Source organism: Mesorhizobium sp. M0340, assembly GCF_040321535.1.
GTDB lineage: Bacteria > Pseudomonadota > Alphaproteobacteria > Rhizobiales > Rhizobiaceae > Mesorhizobium.
The window spans coordinates 62495-79752 of sequence record NZ_JAMYRR010000009.1; the positions used below are offsets into that span (position 1 = coordinate 62495).

The 17258-nt window shown below is 61.9% G+C and carries 20 protein-coding genes; 6 read left to right on the forward strand and 14 right to left on the reverse strand.

Annotated elements, in window-relative coordinates:
• The first annotated feature begins 51 nt into the window (after positions 1–51).
• The gene (locus NKI79_RS15265; protein ID WP_254817725.1) at positions 52–276 is read left to right on the forward strand and encodes a type II toxin-antitoxin system Phd/YefM family antitoxin; all 225 of its coding nucleotides are present in this window, start codon (positions 52–54) and stop codon (positions 274–276) included.
• Positions 273–650: a type II toxin-antitoxin system VapC family toxin gene (locus tag NKI79_RS15270; protein WP_254817486.1), complete on the forward strand. Its 378-nt coding sequence runs from the start codon at positions 273–275 to the stop codon at positions 648–650. The genes NKI79_RS15265 and NKI79_RS15270 overlap by 4 nt, the downstream gene beginning before the upstream one ends.
• Here the strand turns inward: NKI79_RS15270 and NKI79_RS15275 are convergent, their stop codons facing one another.
• From NKI79_RS15275 to hmgA, 5 genes are read right to left on the reverse strand one after another with little or no spacing between them, the layout of a single operon-like run.
• Positions 651–1205 carry a DinB family protein gene (locus tag NKI79_RS15275; RefSeq protein ID WP_352802446.1) on the reverse strand — a complete coding sequence of 185 codons (555 nt, stop codon included), beginning with the start codon at positions 1203–1205 and terminating at the stop codon, positions 651–653. It abuts the gene before it with no gap.
• Positions 1206–1209: 4 nt separating this feature from the next.
• Positions 1210–1503 (reverse strand): hypothetical protein, encoded by a 294-nt coding sequence (locus NKI79_RS15280; protein ID WP_352802449.1) that lies wholly within the window; start codon positions 1501–1503, stop codon positions 1210–1212.
• Positions 1500–2522 carry a fumarylacetoacetate hydrolase family protein gene (locus tag NKI79_RS15285; RefSeq protein WP_352802452.1) on the reverse strand — a complete coding sequence of 341 codons (1023 nt, stop codon included), beginning with the start codon at positions 2520–2522 and terminating at the stop codon, positions 1500–1502. The genes NKI79_RS15280 and NKI79_RS15285 overlap by 4 nt, the downstream gene beginning before the upstream one ends.
• Before the next feature lie 48 nt (positions 2523–2570).
• Positions 2571–3470, reverse strand: a complete 900-nt coding sequence (locus NKI79_RS15290) for an MBL fold metallo-hydrolase (protein WP_352802455.1) — start codon at positions 3468–3470, stop codon at positions 2571–2573.
• A 10-nt stretch (positions 3471–3480) separates the two neighbouring features.
• On the reverse strand, positions 3481–4794 hold the full coding sequence (hmgA, locus tag NKI79_RS15295) for a homogentisate 1,2-dioxygenase (RefSeq protein ID WP_352802458.1): 1314 nt from the start codon (positions 4792–4794) through the stop codon (positions 3481–3483).
• Positions 4795–4948: 154 nt separating this feature from the next.
• Here hmgA and NKI79_RS15300 point away from each other — a divergent pair, with 154 nt between their 5' ends.
• Positions 4949–5386, forward strand: a complete 438-nt coding sequence (locus tag NKI79_RS15300; RefSeq protein ID WP_352802663.1) for a MarR family winged helix-turn-helix transcriptional regulator — start codon at positions 4949–4951, stop codon at positions 5384–5386.
• 67 nt (positions 5387–5453) lie between these two features.
• Here the strand turns inward: NKI79_RS15300 and tdh are convergent, their stop codons facing one another.
• Positions 5454–6488 carry an L-threonine 3-dehydrogenase gene (tdh, locus tag NKI79_RS15305; RefSeq protein ID WP_352802460.1) on the reverse strand — a complete coding sequence of 345 codons (1035 nt, stop codon included), beginning with the start codon at positions 6486–6488 and terminating at the stop codon, positions 5454–5456.
• Positions 6489–6541: 53 nt separating this feature from the next.
• A complete protein-coding gene (locus tag NKI79_RS15310; RefSeq protein ID WP_352802463.1) occupies positions 6542–7729 on the reverse strand; it encodes a glycine C-acetyltransferase in 1188 nt (395 codons plus the stop codon).
• Positions 7730–7992: 263 nt separating this feature from the next.
• On the opposite strand from NKI79_RS15310, the gene NKI79_RS15315 reads away from it, so the two are divergent.
• Positions 7993–10065 (forward strand): putative bifunctional diguanylate cyclase/phosphodiesterase, encoded by a 2073-nt coding sequence (locus NKI79_RS15315; RefSeq protein ID WP_352802465.1) that lies wholly within the window; start codon positions 7993–7995, stop codon positions 10063–10065.
• A 5-nt stretch (positions 10066–10070) separates the two neighbouring features.
• Here NKI79_RS15315 and NKI79_RS15320 read toward each other — a convergent pair whose 3' ends face one another.
• Together NKI79_RS15320 and NKI79_RS15325 are read right to left on the reverse strand one after the other, a co-directional pair.
• The gene (locus NKI79_RS15320; protein WP_254817474.1) at positions 10071–10346 is read right to left on the reverse strand and encodes a type II toxin-antitoxin system Phd/YefM family antitoxin; all 276 of its coding nucleotides are present in this window, start codon (positions 10344–10346) and stop codon (positions 10071–10073) included.
• Positions 10333–10761, reverse strand: coding sequence for a MarR family winged helix-turn-helix transcriptional regulator (locus tag NKI79_RS15325; protein ID WP_254817473.1), 429 nt, complete (start codon positions 10759–10761; stop codon positions 10333–10335). Before NKI79_RS15325 ends, NKI79_RS15320 begins: the two co-directional genes overlap by 14 nt.
• Before the next feature lie 117 nt (positions 10762–10878).
• On the opposite strand from NKI79_RS15325, the gene NKI79_RS15330 reads away from it, so the two are divergent.
• Positions 10879–11286 carry a hypothetical protein gene (locus NKI79_RS15330; protein ID WP_023674396.1) on the forward strand — a complete coding sequence of 136 codons (408 nt, stop codon included), beginning with the start codon at positions 10879–10881 and terminating at the stop codon, positions 11284–11286.
• Positions 11287–11426: 140 nt separating this feature from the next.
• Here NKI79_RS15330 and NKI79_RS15335 read toward each other — a convergent pair whose 3' ends face one another.
• Positions 11427–13472, reverse strand: coding sequence for an oxidoreductase (locus NKI79_RS15335; RefSeq protein WP_352802468.1), 2046 nt, complete (start codon positions 13470–13472; stop codon positions 11427–11429).
• Between the two features lie 114 nt (positions 13473–13586).
• Between NKI79_RS15335 and queF the strand changes: the two genes are divergently transcribed.
• Positions 13587–14048 carry a preQ(1) synthase gene (queF, locus tag NKI79_RS15340; RefSeq protein WP_023674394.1) on the forward strand — a complete coding sequence of 154 codons (462 nt, stop codon included), beginning with the start codon at positions 13587–13589 and terminating at the stop codon, positions 14046–14048.
• A gap of 14 nt (positions 14049–14062) precedes the next feature.
• Here the strand turns inward: queF and NKI79_RS15345 are convergent, their stop codons facing one another.
• The 4 genes from NKI79_RS15345 to NKI79_RS15360 form a co-directional block, all read right to left on the reverse strand.
• Entirely contained in the window at positions 14063–14848 is a 786-nt protein-coding gene (locus NKI79_RS15345; RefSeq protein ID WP_352802470.1) for an alpha/beta hydrolase, read from the reverse strand.
• A gap of 110 nt (positions 14849–14958) precedes the next feature.
• Positions 14959–16143 (reverse strand): mandelate racemase/muconate lactonizing enzyme family protein, encoded by a 1185-nt coding sequence (locus tag NKI79_RS15350; RefSeq protein ID WP_352802473.1) that lies wholly within the window; start codon positions 16141–16143, stop codon positions 14959–14961.
• 11 nt (positions 16144–16154) lie between these two features.
• Positions 16155–16706, reverse strand: coding sequence for a hypothetical protein (locus tag NKI79_RS15355; RefSeq protein ID WP_352650334.1), 552 nt, complete (start codon positions 16704–16706; stop codon positions 16155–16157).
• 4 nt (positions 16707–16710) lie between these two features.
• Positions 16711–17190, reverse strand: a complete 480-nt coding sequence (locus NKI79_RS15360) for a DUF3828 domain-containing protein (RefSeq protein ID WP_352802476.1) — start codon at positions 17188–17190, stop codon at positions 16711–16713.
• Positions 17191–17258 lie beyond the last annotated feature (68 nt).

Sequence of the window (17258 nt, forward strand, 5' to 3'; positions counted from 1 at the left end):
CTTGTGGTTTGATCAATTATGACCTAAATTATGGTCATAAAGGATCGAGTCATGAATGTTTCTATTGCCGAAGCCAAGGCCAAATTGTCGGAACTCGTCAGCCGCGCGGAAGCCGGCGAGGAGATCGTGCTCACACGCCACGGCAAGGTGGCGGCGCGTATCGTAGCTCCGGCAGTGGCCGAACCCCTGCCGCGTATAGGCGCGTTGAAGGGCAAGATCTGGATTGCGGACGATTTTGATGAACTCGGTCCCGAGTGGGATGAGTACGTGAAATGACGGTCGGCCCGTTTCTCGCCGACACACACATCATCCTCTGGTCGATTTCGGACGATCGACGTCTCAGCGAGCACCACCGCGTTATTCTGGCTTCGGAAGCGGTGGTGTTCGCGAGCGCGGCAAGCGTCTGGGAAATTGCCATCAAACGTTCGATCAGAAAACTTAATGCGCCGGACGATCTGCCAACGCTGCTTCCAAGGATGCAATTTCAGCCGCTCGCCGTAACCTTCCAGCACGCGAACGCCGTCGGCGGCCTACCCCACCACCATGGTGATCCGTTCGACAGGCTTCTGATTGCGCAGGCGCAAGTGGAGAACCTCACCATCCTGACATCCGACCCGCATTTCGCCCGTTACGATGTGGCTTTGGCATGATTATCCAAGCAGTTGGTCTCGCAAGCCCAGCCGCTCAACCTCCGCTTTCCTGAGTTTCACATCGTAATCGAGGAGGAACTCGTCGAGTTGCGGCGGTTTCACCGAGGTGCCGGACAGCATCGCGTGCACCTGGCCGCGATGATGGATGTCGTGGATGAAGAGATGGGCGAGCAAATCGCCGATCCGCTCCGGTATCATGCCGTCCTCGCGCCGGTCGGTGAGAACGCGGCGCTCGAGATCGTCCGCCGACAGGCGGTCGCAAAAGGCGATCAGCCGCCGGTCGGCCTCCGCCTGTGCAACAAAAAGCGCCTTGGCATCATTGAACGGCACAAAATCGTCATGGGCGGCGGCGCCGACGCCGCCTTCTTCGAGAAAGTCAAGATAGAGATAATCGACCGCCAGGATGTGGTTCAGCGTTGCCTTGATCGATGGGAAGAAGCTTATCCTTTCAGCTTCGAATTCGCCGGGCTCAAGCTGCAGCACGGCACGACAGAGCCGGTCGTTGGACCACAGATTGTTAGCTGCCATGCGGCGGAAATGGTTCAGCAGGTCCATGACTTCACGCCGCTGACCGGACCAAAGACAAGCCCGCCCACATGAGCGCGAATCCGGCGATGACGATCAGCAGAAGCCGGATCATGTGCCGCCGCATGGCTTGCGTTTCCTGGTCCAGCGCGACATTCGTGTTGGTGACGGTGTGAAACATCATCGCCTTGCGCGGAAAGCCGCTGCGGTTGGTCAGGTCAGGCGAGCGAGCCTCGATGCGGTAGCTCAGTCTGATTGCCTGGATGAAGATCGCCAGCATGACAAGGGCCCAGACACCGCACAGCAGGTAGAATGTCTCGCCCGTCATTCTCTTGCCCCCTCGTATTTCTCGACCTTCTGCTCGATGGCGCCGAAGATCGAATGCCCGCCCCTGTCCTTCATCTCGATGCGCACGGTATCGCCAAAGCGCAGGAAGGGCGTTTTCGGTCCGCCGGCCTCAATAGTCTCGATCATGCGCAACTCAGCGATACAGGAATAGCCAGCGCCGCCTGCCGAGACAGGCTTGCCCGGCCCGCCGTCGAGCTTGTTGGAGACGGTGCCCGAACCGATGATGGTGCCGGCGGCCAACGGCCGCGTTTTTGCGGCATGAACAATCAGCGCCGGAAAATCGAACGTCATGTCGATGCCGGCGTTTGCCCGGCCGAACGGCTTGCCGTTGAGATCGACCAGCAGCGGCAGGGCGACCTTGCCGCCGTCCCAGGCGTCGCCCAGTTCGTCCGGCGTCACCGCAACCGGCGAAAAGGCCGATGACGGCTTCGACTGGTAGAAGCCGAACCCCTTGGCAAGCTCAGGTCCGGTCAGGCTGCGCAGCGTCACATCGTTGACCAGCATGACCAGGCGGATCGCTGCCCGCGCCTCTTCGAGGCTTGCGCCCATCGGCACATCGTCAACTATGACCGCGACCTCTCCTTCCATGTCGATGCCAAGGGTCTCGTCGGTCATGCGGATTGGGTCCCGCGGTGCGAGGAAAGCGTCCGAGCCGCCCTGGTAGATCAGCGGATCGGTCCAGAAGCTTGCCGGCATCTCGGCGCCACGCGCCTTCCGCACCAGCTCGACATGGTTCACATAGGCCGAGCCATCGGCCCACTGGTAGGCGCGCGGCAGCGGCGAATGGGCGTCATGCTCGTGAAAGCGAGCCGACGGCACCGCACTATTCTCTAGCGATTCAGCCATGGCGGCGAGATGCGGCGCGATCCGAAGCCAGTCGTCAAGCGCGGCCTGCAGCGTCCGCACCAGAAACCAAGCATCGGTGAACCGTGTCAGGTCGCGCGAGACGACGACAAGCTTTCCGTCGCGCCTCCCATCCTTCAATGTGGCAAGCTTCATGCGGTTTCCTCTCCTGGCGCAGCTTTGGTGCTGCTTTGATTTTTTGTTCTACGCATGATCTCTTCCGAAAACCGGTTTCCACTTTTCGGGATCATGCTCCAGCTCCACAACAAGGCCGTCGCGTGCGATCGTCAAGTCGCCGGCCCATGTTTTCCTGACGGCGGCAATCCAGTCGGCCTCGTCGATCTCGGGATCGTCGGCGGGAATGAGATGGTTGAGGACCAGTCTTTTGACGCCTGCATCACTGGCGATGCGGCCCGCTTCCTCGGCAAAGCTGTGGCTGGCAAGCAAGTGGTCCCTCAGCCTTGCGCCGTTGCCGGTCTTCGCGACCAGCCGCTCGATACCCACTTCCAGCATGGCCTCGTGGACCAGTATGTCGGCGCCTTGGGCGAAATCCGCCAATGGCGGAAAGAACGCAGTATCCGACGAAAAGACGACGCCTTGCCCCGCATGATCGAAGCGCAGCGCAAAGCAGTCCGTCACCGGCGGGTGGTCGACGCGCAGCGCCGATATTTCGAGACCGCGCTCTTGCGCCATCTGGCCTTCACCAAACTCGACGATCGAAACCAGGTCGCGGAGATCCGGCCTGCCTTCATCGGCGATGCGGATCTCGATGTCGAACTCCATCGCCTGGCAAAAGCGCTGCCAATAGTAGCCGGTGCCGGGCGGGCCGAATACGGTGACCTTTGTTGCCAGGCCGGCCGTCCATGCGGTGTGGATCAACGGGCCGAGTTCCAGCACATGGTCGGAATGCAAATGCGTGATGAAGATCAGTTCGAGCGCCTTCAGGCTGATGCCGGCATCGGTCAGCCCGCGCGTTACGCCCAGCCCGCAATCGACGACGATGGTGCGGCCGCCAATCTCCAGCAGTGACGAACTCGGCCACGGCCCGCCCGGCCGCAGCGCGGGACCACCCTTCGAGCCCAGAAGGACCAGACGATCCGTCACGCGACGGCGCTCAAGACCAGTCGCCCTCGGGCGTGCCGTTGAAGCGCTTCTTCAGGCCGGCCCAGCAATCGATGTAATTGTCCTGCCGGGTTTCGAGCTCGGCGCCATAGCGGGTCACCATCTGGGGAAAGCGTGTCTCGAACATGAAGGCCATGGTGTTGTCGAGCTTGACCGGTTTTAGCTCCGCGCGCGAGGCTTTTTCGAAGCCAGACGCATCGGGTCCGTGAGCCAGCATCATGTTGTGCAGACTGATGCCGCCGGGCACGAAGCCCTCTTCCTTGGCATCGTACTGACCATGTATGAGGCCCATGAACTCGCTCATGATGTTGCGGTGATACCAGGGCGGCCGGAAAGTGTTTTCCGCCACAAGCCAGCGCGGCGGGAAGATGACGAAATCGATATTGGCGGTGCCTTCCTCACCGCTGGGCGCGGTCAGCACGGTGAAGATCGACGGATCGGGGTGGTCGAACAGGATCGCACCGACCGGCGAGAAGGTCGCAAGATCATATTTGTAGGGCGAATAATTGCCGTGCCACGCCACCACATCCAGCGGCGAATGGTCGAGCTCGGTGACATGGAACTGGCCACACCATTTCGCGATCAGCCGGCACGGTGTCTCCTTGTCCTCGAACCAGGCACAGGGCGTCTTGAAATCGCGCGGATTGGCCAGGCAATTGGCGCCGATGGGGCCACGATCCGGCAGCGTCAGCTTGGCGCCGTAATTCTCGCAGACATAGCCGCGCACTTCGGCATCCACCAGCTCGACCTTGAACACCAGACCACGCGGCAGCACGGCGATCTCGCCCGGCCTGAGTTCGATGACCCCCATCTCGGTGACAAAGCGCAAGGCTCCAACCTGCGGGACGACCAGCAACTCGCCGTCGGCGTTGAAGAAATGATCGTCGACCATCGAACGGTTAGCGACATAGACGTGTGCCGCCATGCCGGTCTGGCCGAGCACGTCGCCGGCGGTGGTGATCGAGCGCATGCCGGCAATGAAATCGGTCGGCTCCTTCGGCATCGGCACCGGGCTCCAGCGATACTGGCCGAGTGCGAGCTGGTGGTCGCCGACGTTCGGCGCGCTTTTCCAAAGCGGATAATTCGCCGCTTTGAAGCGGCCGGTGTGCCTGACGCTCGGCCTTATCCGATAAAGCCAGGAGCGCTCATTGGTGCCGCGCGGCGCGGTGAAAGGAGAGCCGGAAAGCTGCTCGGCATAGAGGCCGTAGGCCGGCCGCTGCGGCGAGTTTCGGCCTTGCGGCAGCGAGCCCGGCAAAGTCTCGGTTTCGAAGTCATTGCCGAAACCCGGCATGTAGGAGTAGGCCATGGAACCCTCCCGAATTCATGGACTCGGAGCATCGTTTGCGCATCCGCAAAGATGCTCCGGGTTGACCATACCGGTTTCATTTGTAACCATTGAAAATGTAACCATCAACGGTGATTTCGCCATGAGCCGCCAGCATGCCCAGTCAGGGCCAACCATGGAAATCCTCGAGCTGGAATCCTTCCTGCCCTACCGGCTCTACCGGCTTGCCGATGCCGTCAGCCGCGAATTCTCAAGGATATACAAGGACCGTCACGGACTGACCCGGCCCGAATGGCGCACGCTGGCCGGGCTTGGACAGCACGGCACGATGACGGCGACGGCGCTCGGCGAGCAATCGGCCATGCACAAGACCAAGGTTTCGCGCGCGGTCGCCGAGCTCGAACGGCGCCGCTGGCTCAGCCGGACGCCTGACGAAAAAGACCGCCGTGTCGAGCATCTGGCGCTGACCAAGGCTGGCGTTGCCGCCTATCGCGAGATGGTGCCGCTGGCGAAGGAGTTCGAACGGGAATTGCTGGCAAGATTGAGCCCCGCCGAGCGTGTGGCCATTGTCGGCGGAGTGGCAGCACTGGAGGCGGCATTGGGGAAAAGCTAGGTTCCTGCCAGAATTACAGGCACCTTGGCGGAACAGCTTTCAGTTCGCACCGTGTTCCTTCGGGCCTTCACCAGTCCATGACCACCTTGCCGGAATTGCCGCTCTTCATCGCTTCGAAGCCGAAAATATAGTCGTCGATGCCGATGCGGTGGGTGATCAGGCCGCTGACATTGAGAGGACCCTGCACCAGCGCAATCATCTTGTACCAGGTCTCGAACATCTCGCGGCCGTAGATGCCCTTCAGATGCAGCATCTTGAAGATGACCTTGTTCCAGTCGATCTCGAAGCCGGTCGGCGCGATGCCGAGAATGGCGATCTTGCCGCCATTGTTCATGGTATCGATCATGTCGCGGAATGCCGGTGCGGCACCGGACATTTCAAGACCGACGTCGAAACCCTCGGTCATGCCGAGCGCCGGCATGATATCGCGCAGCTTTTCTTTCGAGGCGTCAACGACATGCTGGACGCCGAGCTTTTTTGCCAGTGCCAGGCGCACCGGGTTGATGTCGGTGATGACCACTTTTCGCGCGCCGACGCATTGCGCCACCAATGCGCCCATGATGCCGATCGGCCCGGCGCCGGTGACCAGCACGTCCTCGCCGACGAGGTCGAAAGATAGTGCGGTGTGAACCGCATTGCCCAGGGGATCGAAGATCGCGGCGATCTCGTCCGGCACGTCGTCGGGGATCGGCACGACATTGTGCTGCGGGATAGCCAGATATTCGCCGAAGGCGCCGGGGCGATTGACGCCGACGCCGAGCGTGTTGCGGCAAAGATGCCCCCTGCCCGCCCGGCAGTTGCGGCAATGGCCGCAGATGATGTGACCCTCGCCCGAAACGCGCTGGCCGACTTTGTATTCGGTCACCGCCGCGCCGAAATCGGCGACCGTACCAACGAATTCATGCCCGGTCACCATCGGCACCGGCACGGTCTTTTGCGCCCACTGGTCCCAATTGTAGATGTGGACGTCGGTGCCGCAGATCGCCGTCTTCCGGACCTTGATCAGCACGTCGTTGGGGCCGATCTCCGGCACCGGCACCTCTTCCATCCAGATGCCCGGCTCGGCCTTGGCTTTGACGAGGGCCTTCATCATGTTCGACATTCTGCAGTCCCTTGAAGGTCTTGATCCGGAATCGCTTTTCGACTGCCGGTCATTCAGGAAATCACGCCGAGCTCGCGACCGACTGCGGCGAACGCCTCAATCGCACGGTCAATGTCGGCGCTGGAATGGGCGGCCGACATCTGCGTGCGGATGCGCGCCTGGCCTTTCGGCACCACCGGGAAGGAGAAGCCGATGACATAGATGCCGCGCTTCAGCATGCGCGCCGCCATCTCCTGCGCCAGCGTCGCGTCGCCCAGCATCACCGGGATGATCGGATGGTCGGCGCCGGCCAGTGTAAAGCCGAGCCTGCCCATCTCGGAGCGAAACCGCGCTGCGTTGGCATATAGGTGCTGACGCAACGCATCGCCATTGCGGATCATCTCGAACACCCGGATCGAAGCGCCGGCGATCGCCGGCATCAGCGTGTTGGAAAACAGATAGGGGCGCGAGCGCTGGCGCAGCCAGTCGACCACCTGCTTCTTGCCCGACGTGTAGCCGCCCGACGCGCCGCCCAACGCCTTGCCGAGCGTGCCGGTGATGATGTCCACCCTGCCCTCGACGCCACAATGTTCGGCCGAGCCACGGCCATTCCTGCCGACGAAACCAACTGCATGGCTGTCGTCGACCATGACCATTGCGTCATATTTGTCGGCGAGGTCGCAGACGCCCTTCAGATTGGCGATGATGCCATCCATAGAGAACACGCCGTCGGTGGCGATCAGCCGGAACCGACAGTCGCGCGCCTCTTTCAACCGCGCTTCGAGATCGGCCATGTCGTTGTTGGCGTAGCGGAAGCGCTTTGCCTTCGACAGCCGTACCCCGTCGATGATCGAGGCGTGGTTCAGCGCATCGGAGATGACCGCATCCTCCTCGGCGAGCAGCGTCTCAAACAGGCCGCCATTGGCGTCGAAGCAGGAGCCGTAGAGGATGGTGTCCTCCATGCCGAGGAAGTCAGAAATGGTCGCCTCGAGCTGCTTGTGTTCTTCCTGCGTGCCGCAGATGAAGCGCACCGACGCCATACCGTAGCCGTAGCGGTCGAGCGCCTGCTTGGCCGCCTCGCGCAGTTCGGCGCTGTCGGCGAGGCCGAGATAATTATTGGCGCAGAAATTCAGCACCTTCTCGCCGCCCACCTCGATCTCGGCCGATTGGGTCGAGGTTATCACCCGCTCGGATTTATAGAGGCCTGCCGATTTCAGCCCTTCAAGCTCGCTGTCGATGTGGGAGAGGAATGCTGCGGTCATGATCAGGCCCTGTTGAGATCGATGAGGACTGTCGCGCCGCGCGGACGAAAAATCCATCGCAAAAGCGACCGCTTCGGTGGCGGCAATGGCACGGCAGGGCCACGATGTTCAAATGCGGAGGTGCTGCGAAAGATTGCAATAACCACTTTGCGGATTTCCCGCCACGGTCGCCGCTGTCGGCCTGTTGCCGTTCTAACCTGTTAACACTTTGAAGCCAAAGGTTGTCGCACAAGAATTCGTTGGCGAGAGGGCCGACTCAGAAAATGTCGCAGCAGCCGGTGCACGCCGTTTCAGGCAGGCTCATACTCCTCATCAAATCCGGCTACTGGCTGGCTCTGCTGATCATCGCCGCCATGGTCGTGGCCTCCTTCATCCTGCTGCAACAGATGATGGCGGCCCAGCAACACAACCAGGCGCTGCTCGATGTGGTCAGCACACAAAAAGCCCTGTCGCAACGCATCGTCTTCCTTGCCGGCGCGACCGGTACCGCCTCACGCGACCAGCAGCCGGCCCTGATCAGCGCGCTCAAGCAAGCGACGGTAGAGTTCGAGAAGAACTACGATCTTCTGCTCGAGCGGACCGCCGCCGATCCGGCGTCGCCGGCAAGGTTCGATCCCAAATCGATCGAGAGCGTGCTTTTCGCCAAGCCGTTCCATCTCGACTATTTCTCGGTCGGGCTTATCGCCAACGGCGAACGCCTGATCTCGTCATTCGAATCGCGGCTCAACATGGCCGGCAATGGTGGCTACAAAGGTGGAGAGGAGCGCGTCAACCTGAACGCTTCCGTTGCCAACGCAACATTGTCGGGCTATGCCGCACTTGGCCAGCGCATCAGCGCCTTTGCAGACCGCCGATCCGAAACACTTCTCGAGCTTAACCGCACATTGTTCTACTCGACCATCGGCGTCATCGTGCTGGTGGCGCTTTTCATTTTCAGGCCGATGTCGAACGCCATCCTGCGCAGGACGCGTGAGCTGGTCGATGCGCGCAATTCCATGGCCTTTATTGCCGTGCATGACGGGCTGACCGGCCTGCACAACCGCACCTTCCTGACCGAGCATTTCGATACGTTGATCAATGCCGCGCAGCGACAGCGTGAACGGGTTGCCGTGGTGCAGTTCGATCTCGACCGGTTCAAGCAGATCAACGACACGTTCGGCCACGCCGCCGGCGATTATGTGCTGGTGACGGCTGCGCAACGCATGCGTGATTCGTGCCGTACGTCGGATCTCAACGTGCGTCTCGGAGGCGATGAATTCGTCGTCGTCCTCAACGACGCCGGCAGCACCGAGGACATCGATATCGTCGCCAGGCGCATGCTGGCCAAACTCAATGAACCGGTCATATTCCGAGGCACGACGATCCATCCGGGCGTAAGTGCGGGGATTGCGGTCTATCCTGTCGACGCCGACAATGCGCAGGATCTGCTCGTCCATGCCGATCTGGCGTTGTATTCCGCCAAGAAGCAGGGCGGCGGCAGTTTGTCGTTCTTCTCCGATGAACTGAGGCGCGAACTCGACAACCGAAAGCAGCTCGAGCTCGACATCAGGGTCGCCATCTCGGAGAAGGCGTTCGAAGTCTATTTCCAGCCGCAGATGTCGCTGTCGGACGGCACCATCAGTGGCATCGAAGCTTTGGCTCGCTGGAGGCATGCCGAACGCGGCATGATCGCGCCGGGCGAGTTCATTCCAATCGCGGAAAAATGCGGCTTGATGTCCGAGATTGGCCGCATCGTCATTGCCAAGGCGATCAACGAAGCAGCTGAATGGAACCGCGCAGGCATCGCCTTCGGACGGATCGCCGTCAACGTGTCCGGTTCGGAGCTGCGCGAGACAGATTTCGAAGTCTTCCTGTTCGGGACGCTGGAAAGGACCGGCCTGCCCGCGCACAAACTATCGCTGGAGATCGTCGAATCCGTCATTCTCGACGACGAGAAGACCGGTATCGCGGCAAAGCTGCGGCACATCCGCGCCGCCGGCATCCATCTTGAGCTCGATGATTTCGGCACCGGTTACGCATCGCTCAGCCATGTCAATCCAAACGAGATCGACCGGCTGAAGATCGACCGCCGCTTCGTCCAGAACATCAACGAGAACAGCGGCAACACAAAGATCGTGCGTGCCCTCACCGAGCTCGCCCGCGGTCTCGGCATCTCGATCGTTGCCGAGGGCGCCGAAACCGAAGCCGAGCTCGACTCGCTGATGGCGATCGGCTGCGACCAGGTGCAAGGATATTCCATCGCTTTCCCGATGCCGCCGGACAGGGTGCGTGAATGGCTGGTGGCACGGACGCCGAAAAAGGCCAGGCTGACAGTGCTGCAGGGCAGCCGGGCGTAGATCCGTCATGGTTCGGCCTTGCGAACCGACCTGATGGGCCGAGGCGGAAGGTCATCCTCATCACCGGGAAATGCTGCCAGCAATTGTCCAAAGCTGGGCACACGCGCCAGTTTTTCATAGTCCTGGAACGACAGAATGACCGCCTGCTTGCGGCCACGCCGGGTGATGACGGCCGGTTCTCCCGCGATGACCTGATCGAGCACCGCCGAGAGTTTAGCCCTGGCATCCTTCAGCGAAATTCGCGCATGGCGTCTGCCTAGCCTATTTCTAGCTCTCGACATTGGCCCGCAGCGCAGCCAGCATCTGTGCAAACTCCGCCAGCCTGTCGTCGGACAGCCCTTTCCGCAGCCGTTTGTCGAAGGCTAACGCGGCCGTGCGCAATTTCAGGAACAACGCCTCTCCGGCCTGGGTCAGCTCCACCTGGTGAACCCGGCGGTTCTCGGGATCGCGGCGGCGCATCAGCAGGCCCTGCGTCTCCATGGCGTTGAGATGGTGGGTCAGCGTTGCGCCCCGAATGCCGATCATGCCGGCGAGCTCGCGTTGGTTGGCCAGCTCCCGCGACTTGACCGACAGCAAAGTGACCCAGACCGGCAGCGTGCCGCCGGCTTCGACCAAGGCAGCGTCGAAAGCCTGCGCGACCAGCTTGGCGGTGCGGGCGAGATTCATCCCGATCGGCGGGCGGTCAAAGGGCGTCATGATCCTACACTAGAACAAGGGCAAAGCCGATGGAACCGGCTCGAGCTTATGCGTTGACATCTAATCATTTGATATCTATCAATATGCCTGGCGGCGGGCAAGAGAGGAAATGCGGTCATGCAATATGTCTACATCATCGTCCTCGGCCTTCACGTCATGGCGGGTGTGTTCTGGGCCGGCACCACTATCGCGGTTGCCCGCGAACCGGAGATCAGGGCGGAACGCTTCTTCCGGCCGCAAATGGGCGCGGCCGGCGTGGTTTTCCTCACGGGTTTGCTGCTGTGGTATTTCTTCCACAACGGCTCTTTCGGCTCGATGGAAAAAGTCCTGGCGCTCGGCATCTTGACGGCGTTGATCGCCGCCGGGGTTCAGGGCGCACTGGTGGGTTCCGCCAGCAGGCAGTTGGCCGGCGCTGATGCGGCGAAACAAACCCAGTTGCGCGCCAAGATGACAAAAGGCGAACGCATCGCTGGCGGGCTGCTGGTCATCACCGTGTTCTGCATGGCCACCGCCAGGATGTTTTGAACGTCCTGCCGCAATCGCAAGATCGTACGGTGCCCGGCGATGGCCGGCGGCGTGCGCGGCGCGCAGCCCGGACCAAAGTACCGTGGTGGCTCTCCGTACGGAGGTTGGGCTGCGCGCCACCAATCAATCCAAAATATTCCTCAGATCCGCAAGCCGAACCTGATGCCGTCATAGATTGCGGCATGGATGTTACGCGAGGCAACTGCGTCGCCGATGCGGAAGAGCACGAAGCCACTTTGCGGATTGCGCACGGGGAAGATGTCGCCGCCATTGACCAGTTTTTCGTAATCGATCGCGCCGGCGTTCTTCGACAGCGGCTTCAGCGCCAGATAGAGATCGTCGAGCGGCAGCGTGCCATGCTCGACCACCACCTGGTCGACGCGCCGCTCGCCGCGCCAGCCATCGGCGAAGTCGGAGGCAAGCTCGGCGATCAGCTGGTTGCCTTCGCGCCGCACAGAACGTAGCCGTGTGTTGATGGTCACCGTGACACCCTTTTCCTGGAAGGCGCGCATGTAGGGCACATGATTCATGCCGCCCATTTCCGGGGCGAAGAAGCGCTCTGGTGAAACCAGCTCCAGCCTGGCGCCGCTATTGGCGATCAGTTCGGCGGCACCCATGCCCTGATGGCCGCCGTTGTCGTCATAGAGCAGCACGTTCTCGGCCAGCTTGACGCTGCCGGCCATGATGTCCCAGCTCGAGGTGACGAGATCGTCGCCCGCTGTCAGAGGCGGGTTCTGCGGCAGGCCGCCGGTGGCGACCACCACCACGTCCGGCGACAGCGCCAGCACGTCGTCCTTCTCCGCCCAGGTATCGTAGCGGATCTCGACACCGAGCCGGTCGAGTTCGGCCAGACGCCAGTCGATGATGCCGATCAATTCCTTGCGGCGCGGGTTTTGCGTTGCCAGCCGCACCTGGCCGCCGGCCTGGCTCGATGCTTCCAGCACCGTCACCTGGTGCCCGCGCTCGGCGGCGACGCGCGCCGCCTCCAGTCCGCCGGCGCCCGCGCCGACCACGACCACCTTCCGCTTCGGTCCCTCGGTTTTCGGAATAATATGCGGTATCGACGCCTCGCGGCCCGTCGCCGCATTGTGGATGCACAGCGCCTCGCCGCCCTCATAGATGCGGTCGAGGCAATAGGTGGCGCCGACGCAAGGCCGGATCTCGTGCTCGCGGCCCTCCATCACTTTTTTGACGATATGCGGGTCGGCAATGTGGGCACGCGTCATGCCGACCATATCGAGCTTGCCGGTAGCGATGGCGTGGCGCGCGGTGGCGACGTCGGAAATCCGCGCCGCATGGAAGGTCGGGAATTTCGTCGCCGCCCTGATCTCGCCGGCAAAGTCGAGATGTGGTGACGAGCGCATGCCGGTCACCGGGATGACCTTGGTCAGCGCCGCATCGGTCTCGATCGAGCCACGGATGATGTTGAGGAAATCGACCTTGCCGGAGCCGGCCAGCCGCCTGGCGATTTCGACGCCCTCCTGTTTCGACAGGCCTTTCTCGAAATCCTCGTCGGCGACCATGCGGATGCCGACGACGAACTTTTCGCCGACCGCGGCACGCACGGCATCGAGCACCATGCCGGTGAAGCGTAGCCGGTTGTCGAGCGAGCCGCCGAAATCGTCGTGGCGCTGGTTGGTGGCCGGCGACCAGAAGCCGTCCATCAGGTGGCCGTAGGCCTCGAATTCGATGCCATCGAGGCCCGCAGCCTGGCAGCGCTGGGCGGCAGCGGCATAGTCGGCGACGATGCGCTCGATGTCCCAGTCCTCGATAGTCTTGGGAAAGGCGCGATGGGCCGGTTCGCGCACCGGCGAAGCCGACAGCACTGGCAGCCAGTCGGCCTTGTTCCAGCCGGTGCGGCGGCCGAGATGGGTGATCTGTATCATCACCTTGCAATCGTGCTCGTGGCAGGCATCGGTAAGCTCGGCGAGCCACGGCACGATGCGGTCGTCATAAACATGCAGATTGCCAAAAGCGGCCGGGCTGTCGCGCGAGACGATCGCCGAACCGGCGGTCATGGTCAGCGCCATGCCGCCCTTGGCCTTTTCGGCATGGTAGAGCCGGTACCGCTCTTTCGGCATGCCGTCCTCTGAATAGGCCGGCTCATGGCTGGTCGACATCACCCGGTTCTTCAGCGTCAGATGCTTGAGCTGATAGGGCTGGAGGAGCGGGTCGTTGCTAGTCATCGTCTTCCTGCTGTTTCAAATTGTGCTAATGAGCGGCAAATTTTTGTTTTTACGCATGTCGCTGTCCCAAAATCGCTGCGCAGTTTTGGGCGACATGCAGCAAGGAACCTGCTCATGACCGATACGAAAAATCTCACCCAGCTCGGCACCAACGTCGAGGCGCCACAGAGCCCTGAAGCGGCAGTCCTGGAAACCGTGCCGTTTTCGCGCGGCGACGGCCCGCCGGCCATCGTTCGCTTCACCTGCCCGGAATTTACTTCGCTCTGCCCGGTCACCGGCCAGCCGGACTTCGCCCATATCGTCATCGACTACGCACCCGATGCGCTGCTGGTGGAATCGAAGTCGCTCAAGCTGTTCATGACCTCGTTTCGCAACCATGGCGCCTTCCACGAAGAATGCACCGTCATGATCGGCCGCCGCATCATCGCCGCGACCAAGCCATTGTGGTTGCGCATCGGCGGCTACTGGTATCCGCGGGGCGGCATTCCGATCGACGTGTTCTGGCAAACCGGCGCACCGCCGGAAGGTGTGTGGCTGCCCGACACCGGCGTCGCCCCCTATCGCGGGCGCGGCTAATCGGACGGAGCGGCTCATCTGATCCCGGTCCGGCACAGGTTGGTCTCCAGGAAAGGCTTCACCGCGTCGCGGTACCGCTGTTGGTCATAGCGATAGAGATCAACATGCCGCGCGCCGTCGAACCACACCAGCTTTGCGTGAGCGCCTGCCGCATCTTTCAACGCCAGTGTCTGGCTGCGAGCGACAAACGGATCCGAATTGCCTGCTAGCAGCAAGATCGGCCGATCAATCGTGCCGATGCGATCGACCGGCCTGACATCATCTACCCCGAAGCCAAGGCGGAGCTGCATCTGCGCCAAGAGGACGGTCGCCTGTACGTCGCGTAACATAGGCAAGGGCGCTCGCAACGCCGTGGTTTCCAGCAAAGTCGCGTAGAGCTGCTCCAGGACATAGGCATCGGCATGCTCCTGCTGAGCGCCAAACACAAAAGCAGCCGCACCGAGCGACGAACCGATGGCCGCCACCTTGCGACCAGGGAAGCGTTGCCGCGCAAAGACGAGGATGCGACTGGCGTCCTGCCGTTCGATGTAACCAAAGCCTCTGATATCGCCGCCGCTTTCGCCATGTCCCGACAGATCGAACAGCACGATCGAGTAGCCGCTTTCGAAAAGCAGCTTCGCTCTTGGAACCATGGCCAGCTTGTTTGAACCGCGTCCGTGTAACAGCACGATTGTTCCGCAACTGTCCTGCCGATCCGCCACCCAACCGGCAAGGTCGGGCGCGCCCTCCTGCTTCAGAACGCTGCGCTCCACCGGTAACCCCACAGGCAGCGTGAAGCTTTGCTGAGGCACGCGGGCCATCGCGCGGCTTCCTGCCTCCCAGCTGACAGCGCAGGCCAAGACGCAAACCGCCGCGAATAAAGCAACCACGACAGGACCTCTTCTCATCGATCGGTCACGTGCACTTCGCATCAGTTGAGCGGCAGCCGCCGGTAGCGGCTGGGATTGTTCGGGTCGCTGAAATGGCCCATCGGCCCGTGTTCGGCGAAGTGGCCCGCCCAGCGCTTCATCGAAGCCGGATCGAGTTCGACGCCCAGGCCATGCCCCTCCGGCACACGCACCGTGTTGCCGGTCTGCCGGAATGGGCCGTCCTTGATGACATCGCCGATCTGCCAGCGAAACAGCGACTGCGATGCTTCGGTGATCCACGGTGTCGCCGCCACGACGTGCAAATAAGCCGATGTCATGATGCCGAGATCGTTCGAATAGCACCAGAACCCCTTGCCCATCGCCTCACAGGCGGCGATGAATTTCAGAGTTTTCGACAATCCGCCGAGTGCCGCGAAATTGCAGACGAAGTAATCCGGCGCACCGAGCGCGACTGCCCGCCTGAGATCCGGGATGTGCGTGGAGAACGGAATGCGCGAATGCTGGCGCAGCGCCGCCATCTCCTCGAAGGTCGCGACCGGATCCTCGTAATTGCGGATGTTGAACGGCTCGATCTCGCGCAGTACCCAGCGCGCTGTGGTTAGCGACCACTGCATGTTGGAATCGAGTTTGATCTGCGCCTTGTCGCCAAGTGCCTCGCGCAGCATGCGCACTGTCCTGATCTCGAGCTCGGGATCGCCCATTATCAGCTTGCCCTCGAAGATCGTCGAGCCGTGCTGTTCTCGCATGCCGAGACAGTAGTCGACGATCGCTTCGGCGGTCATCTCGCCGCCGGCTCCGCCTTGAGCGGGGCGAAAGGCGAAATATTCCGAAAACGGAATGTCCTTGCGCACCGCGCCGCCGAGCAGCTTATAGAGCGGCATACCGAAGACCTTGCCTCTTATATCCCACAGCGCCAGTTCGACGGCGCCGAACGCCACCGTGGCTGCGTTCTCGCCGGTGTTGGCGGTGATCTGCCAGGGCGGCACACAGCGCGCCTCGCAGTCGGCGATGTCGAGCGGATCGGCGCCAATCAGCGCCGGCGCGATCTCGGCCTTGATCACCTCGCCGAAATGCCACCATGGCGCCTCGCCCAGTCCGACCACGCCTTCGTCCGTCTCGACCTCGATGATCGATTTCGAGGCGCCGCCGTAGAGACCAGCCGTCCACCAGAACGGAGCATCGAGCGGGACGTTGACGTGGGTGACGCGGATGTTGCTGATCTTCATCGGTTCCGTTCTCACTCACACTGGTATTGGCTCAGCGCCCATTCGCCGGTCACCGAGAGTAGGTCCGATATTTTCCAGTCCCCGTCGACTTTCCTGAATTTCCACTCCAGCCGGTGCGGGTTGCCGGCGACGACGAAGGCGACGACGACCTTGGCCTCGTCGCCCTTGATCGCTTCGATTGTCTTCAGGCTCTTGTCGATCTCCGCCTTGTCGTATTCGGAATTGTCGAGTGCCATGTTGGGATCGAGGCACTCGCCCTGCCCCGACTTCCGCAGCGCATCGCTCTTGTCCAGCACCGACTTTGCCGGGTCGGTGAAATGGCCCCGCTGAGCCGGATCGACCTCGAGCCCGGCATGCTCGTAGAACGGCTTCACCACCGCCGTCGGCGAGCCCGGCTGTGTGGCCGGCGCGTTTTCTGCCGGCGGCAAAACTGCCTTCGGCGGTGCCGCACTGTCGGCCGGCGCGTTTGCGGGCGGCGCGCCGAACAGGCCCTGAGCGGCGGCGCTGCTCAATCCGGCCAGCAGGCACGCAGTCGCCAAAAGCCAGGGATGGCAGCGGAGCACGGCATCACTCCGGCGACTGCCCGGCCAGGCATTCGAGCGCACTCAGCGTCCAGCCGCTGGTCTTCGAGGTGATGTCGGCGACCTTCCACTGGCCGTCGATCTTCTTCAACGACCAGACCATTTCGCGTTTGGAATCATCCCCTTCCGGAAAAAGGTTGAAGGTCGCCGTCACCTCGGCGCTGTCGCCATCCAGCGTTTCGGCCAGCGTCAGCGTCTTGGCCACGGTCTTCTCGTCATAGTCCTGCGCATCGAGACCAGGGGCGAAGTCGATGCAGAGAACTTCATCCGGATGGTTCTTTGCCGCATTGTCGTTCAGTTCGAACAGTTTCGTCACTGGCGCGGTGAAGCGGTCGCGATATTGTGCATCGGCCTCGAATTTGACCGACGGGACATAGAAGAACTTCACGGCGTTGGCAGCGGGGCCGGCAAACGCGGCCGCCGGCAAGGCCATCGAAAGCGCGGCAACAAAAAGTGGCAGTTTCATGCGTGTCCCCGATTGTTCACTGACGGAAGCTATCAGTACCACGCATCTTGCCCGTCGGCTTTCTTGCG

What these genes read in the sequence shown, in the direction of transcription:
- NKI79_RS15265 (WP_254817725.1), top strand. Translation starts at nt 52, where the DNA reads ATGAATGTTTCTATTGCCGAAGCCAAGGCCAAATTGTCGGAACTCGTC.
- NKI79_RS15270 (WP_254817486.1), top strand. Translation starts at nt 273, where the DNA reads ATGACGGTCGGCCCGTTTCTCGCCGACACACACATCATCCTCTGGTCG.
- NKI79_RS15275 (WP_352802446.1), bottom strand. Translation starts at nt 1,205, where the DNA reads ATGGACCTGCTGAACCATTTCCGCCGCATGGCAGCTAACAATCTGTGG.
- NKI79_RS15280 (WP_352802449.1), bottom strand. Translation starts at nt 1,503, where the DNA reads ATGACGGGCGAGACATTCTACCTGCTGTGCGGTGTCTGGGCCCTTGTC.
- NKI79_RS15285 (WP_352802452.1), bottom strand. Translation starts at nt 2,522, where the DNA reads ATGAAGCTTGCCACATTGAAGGATGGGAGGCGCGACGGAAAGCTTGTC.
- hmgA (WP_352802458.1), bottom strand. Translation starts at nt 4,794, where the DNA reads ATGGCCTACTCCTACATGCCGGGTTTCGGCAATGACTTCGAAACCGAG.
- NKI79_RS15300 (WP_352802663.1), top strand. Translation starts at nt 4,949, where the DNA reads ATGGAAATCCTCGAGCTGGAATCCTTCCTGCCCTACCGGCTCTACCGG.
- tdh (WP_352802460.1), bottom strand. Translation starts at nt 6,488, where the DNA reads ATGTCGAACATGATGAAGGCCCTCGTCAAAGCCAAGGCCGAGCCGGGC.
- NKI79_RS15310 (WP_352802463.1), bottom strand. Translation starts at nt 7,729, where the DNA reads ATGACCGCAGCATTCCTCTCCCACATCGACAGCGAGCTTGAAGGGCTG.
- NKI79_RS15315 (WP_352802465.1), top strand. Translation starts at nt 7,993, where the DNA reads ATGTCGCAGCAGCCGGTGCACGCCGTTTCAGGCAGGCTCATACTCCTC.
- NKI79_RS15320 (WP_254817474.1), bottom strand. Translation starts at nt 10,346, where the DNA reads ATGTCGAGAGCTAGAAATAGGCTAGGCAGACGCCATGCGCGAATTTCG.
- NKI79_RS15325 (WP_254817473.1), bottom strand. Translation starts at nt 10,761, where the DNA reads ATGACGCCCTTTGACCGCCCGCCGATCGGGATGAATCTCGCCCGCACC.
- NKI79_RS15330 (WP_023674396.1), top strand. Translation starts at nt 10,879, where the DNA reads ATGCAATATGTCTACATCATCGTCCTCGGCCTTCACGTCATGGCGGGT.
- NKI79_RS15335 (WP_352802468.1), bottom strand. Translation starts at nt 13,472, where the DNA reads ATGACTAGCAACGACCCGCTCCTCCAGCCCTATCAGCTCAAGCATCTG.
- queF (WP_023674394.1), top strand. Translation starts at nt 13,587, where the DNA reads ATGACCGATACGAAAAATCTCACCCAGCTCGGCACCAACGTCGAGGCG.
- NKI79_RS15345 (WP_352802470.1), bottom strand. Translation starts at nt 14,848, where the DNA reads ATGGCCCGCGTGCCTCAGCAAAGCTTCACGCTGCCTGTGGGGTTACCG.
- NKI79_RS15350 (WP_352802473.1), bottom strand. Translation starts at nt 16,143, where the DNA reads ATGAAGATCAGCAACATCCGCGTCACCCACGTCAACGTCCCGCTCGAT.
- NKI79_RS15360 (WP_352802476.1), bottom strand. Translation starts at nt 17,190, where the DNA reads ATGAAACTGCCACTTTTTGTTGCCGCGCTTTCGATGGCCTTGCCGGCG.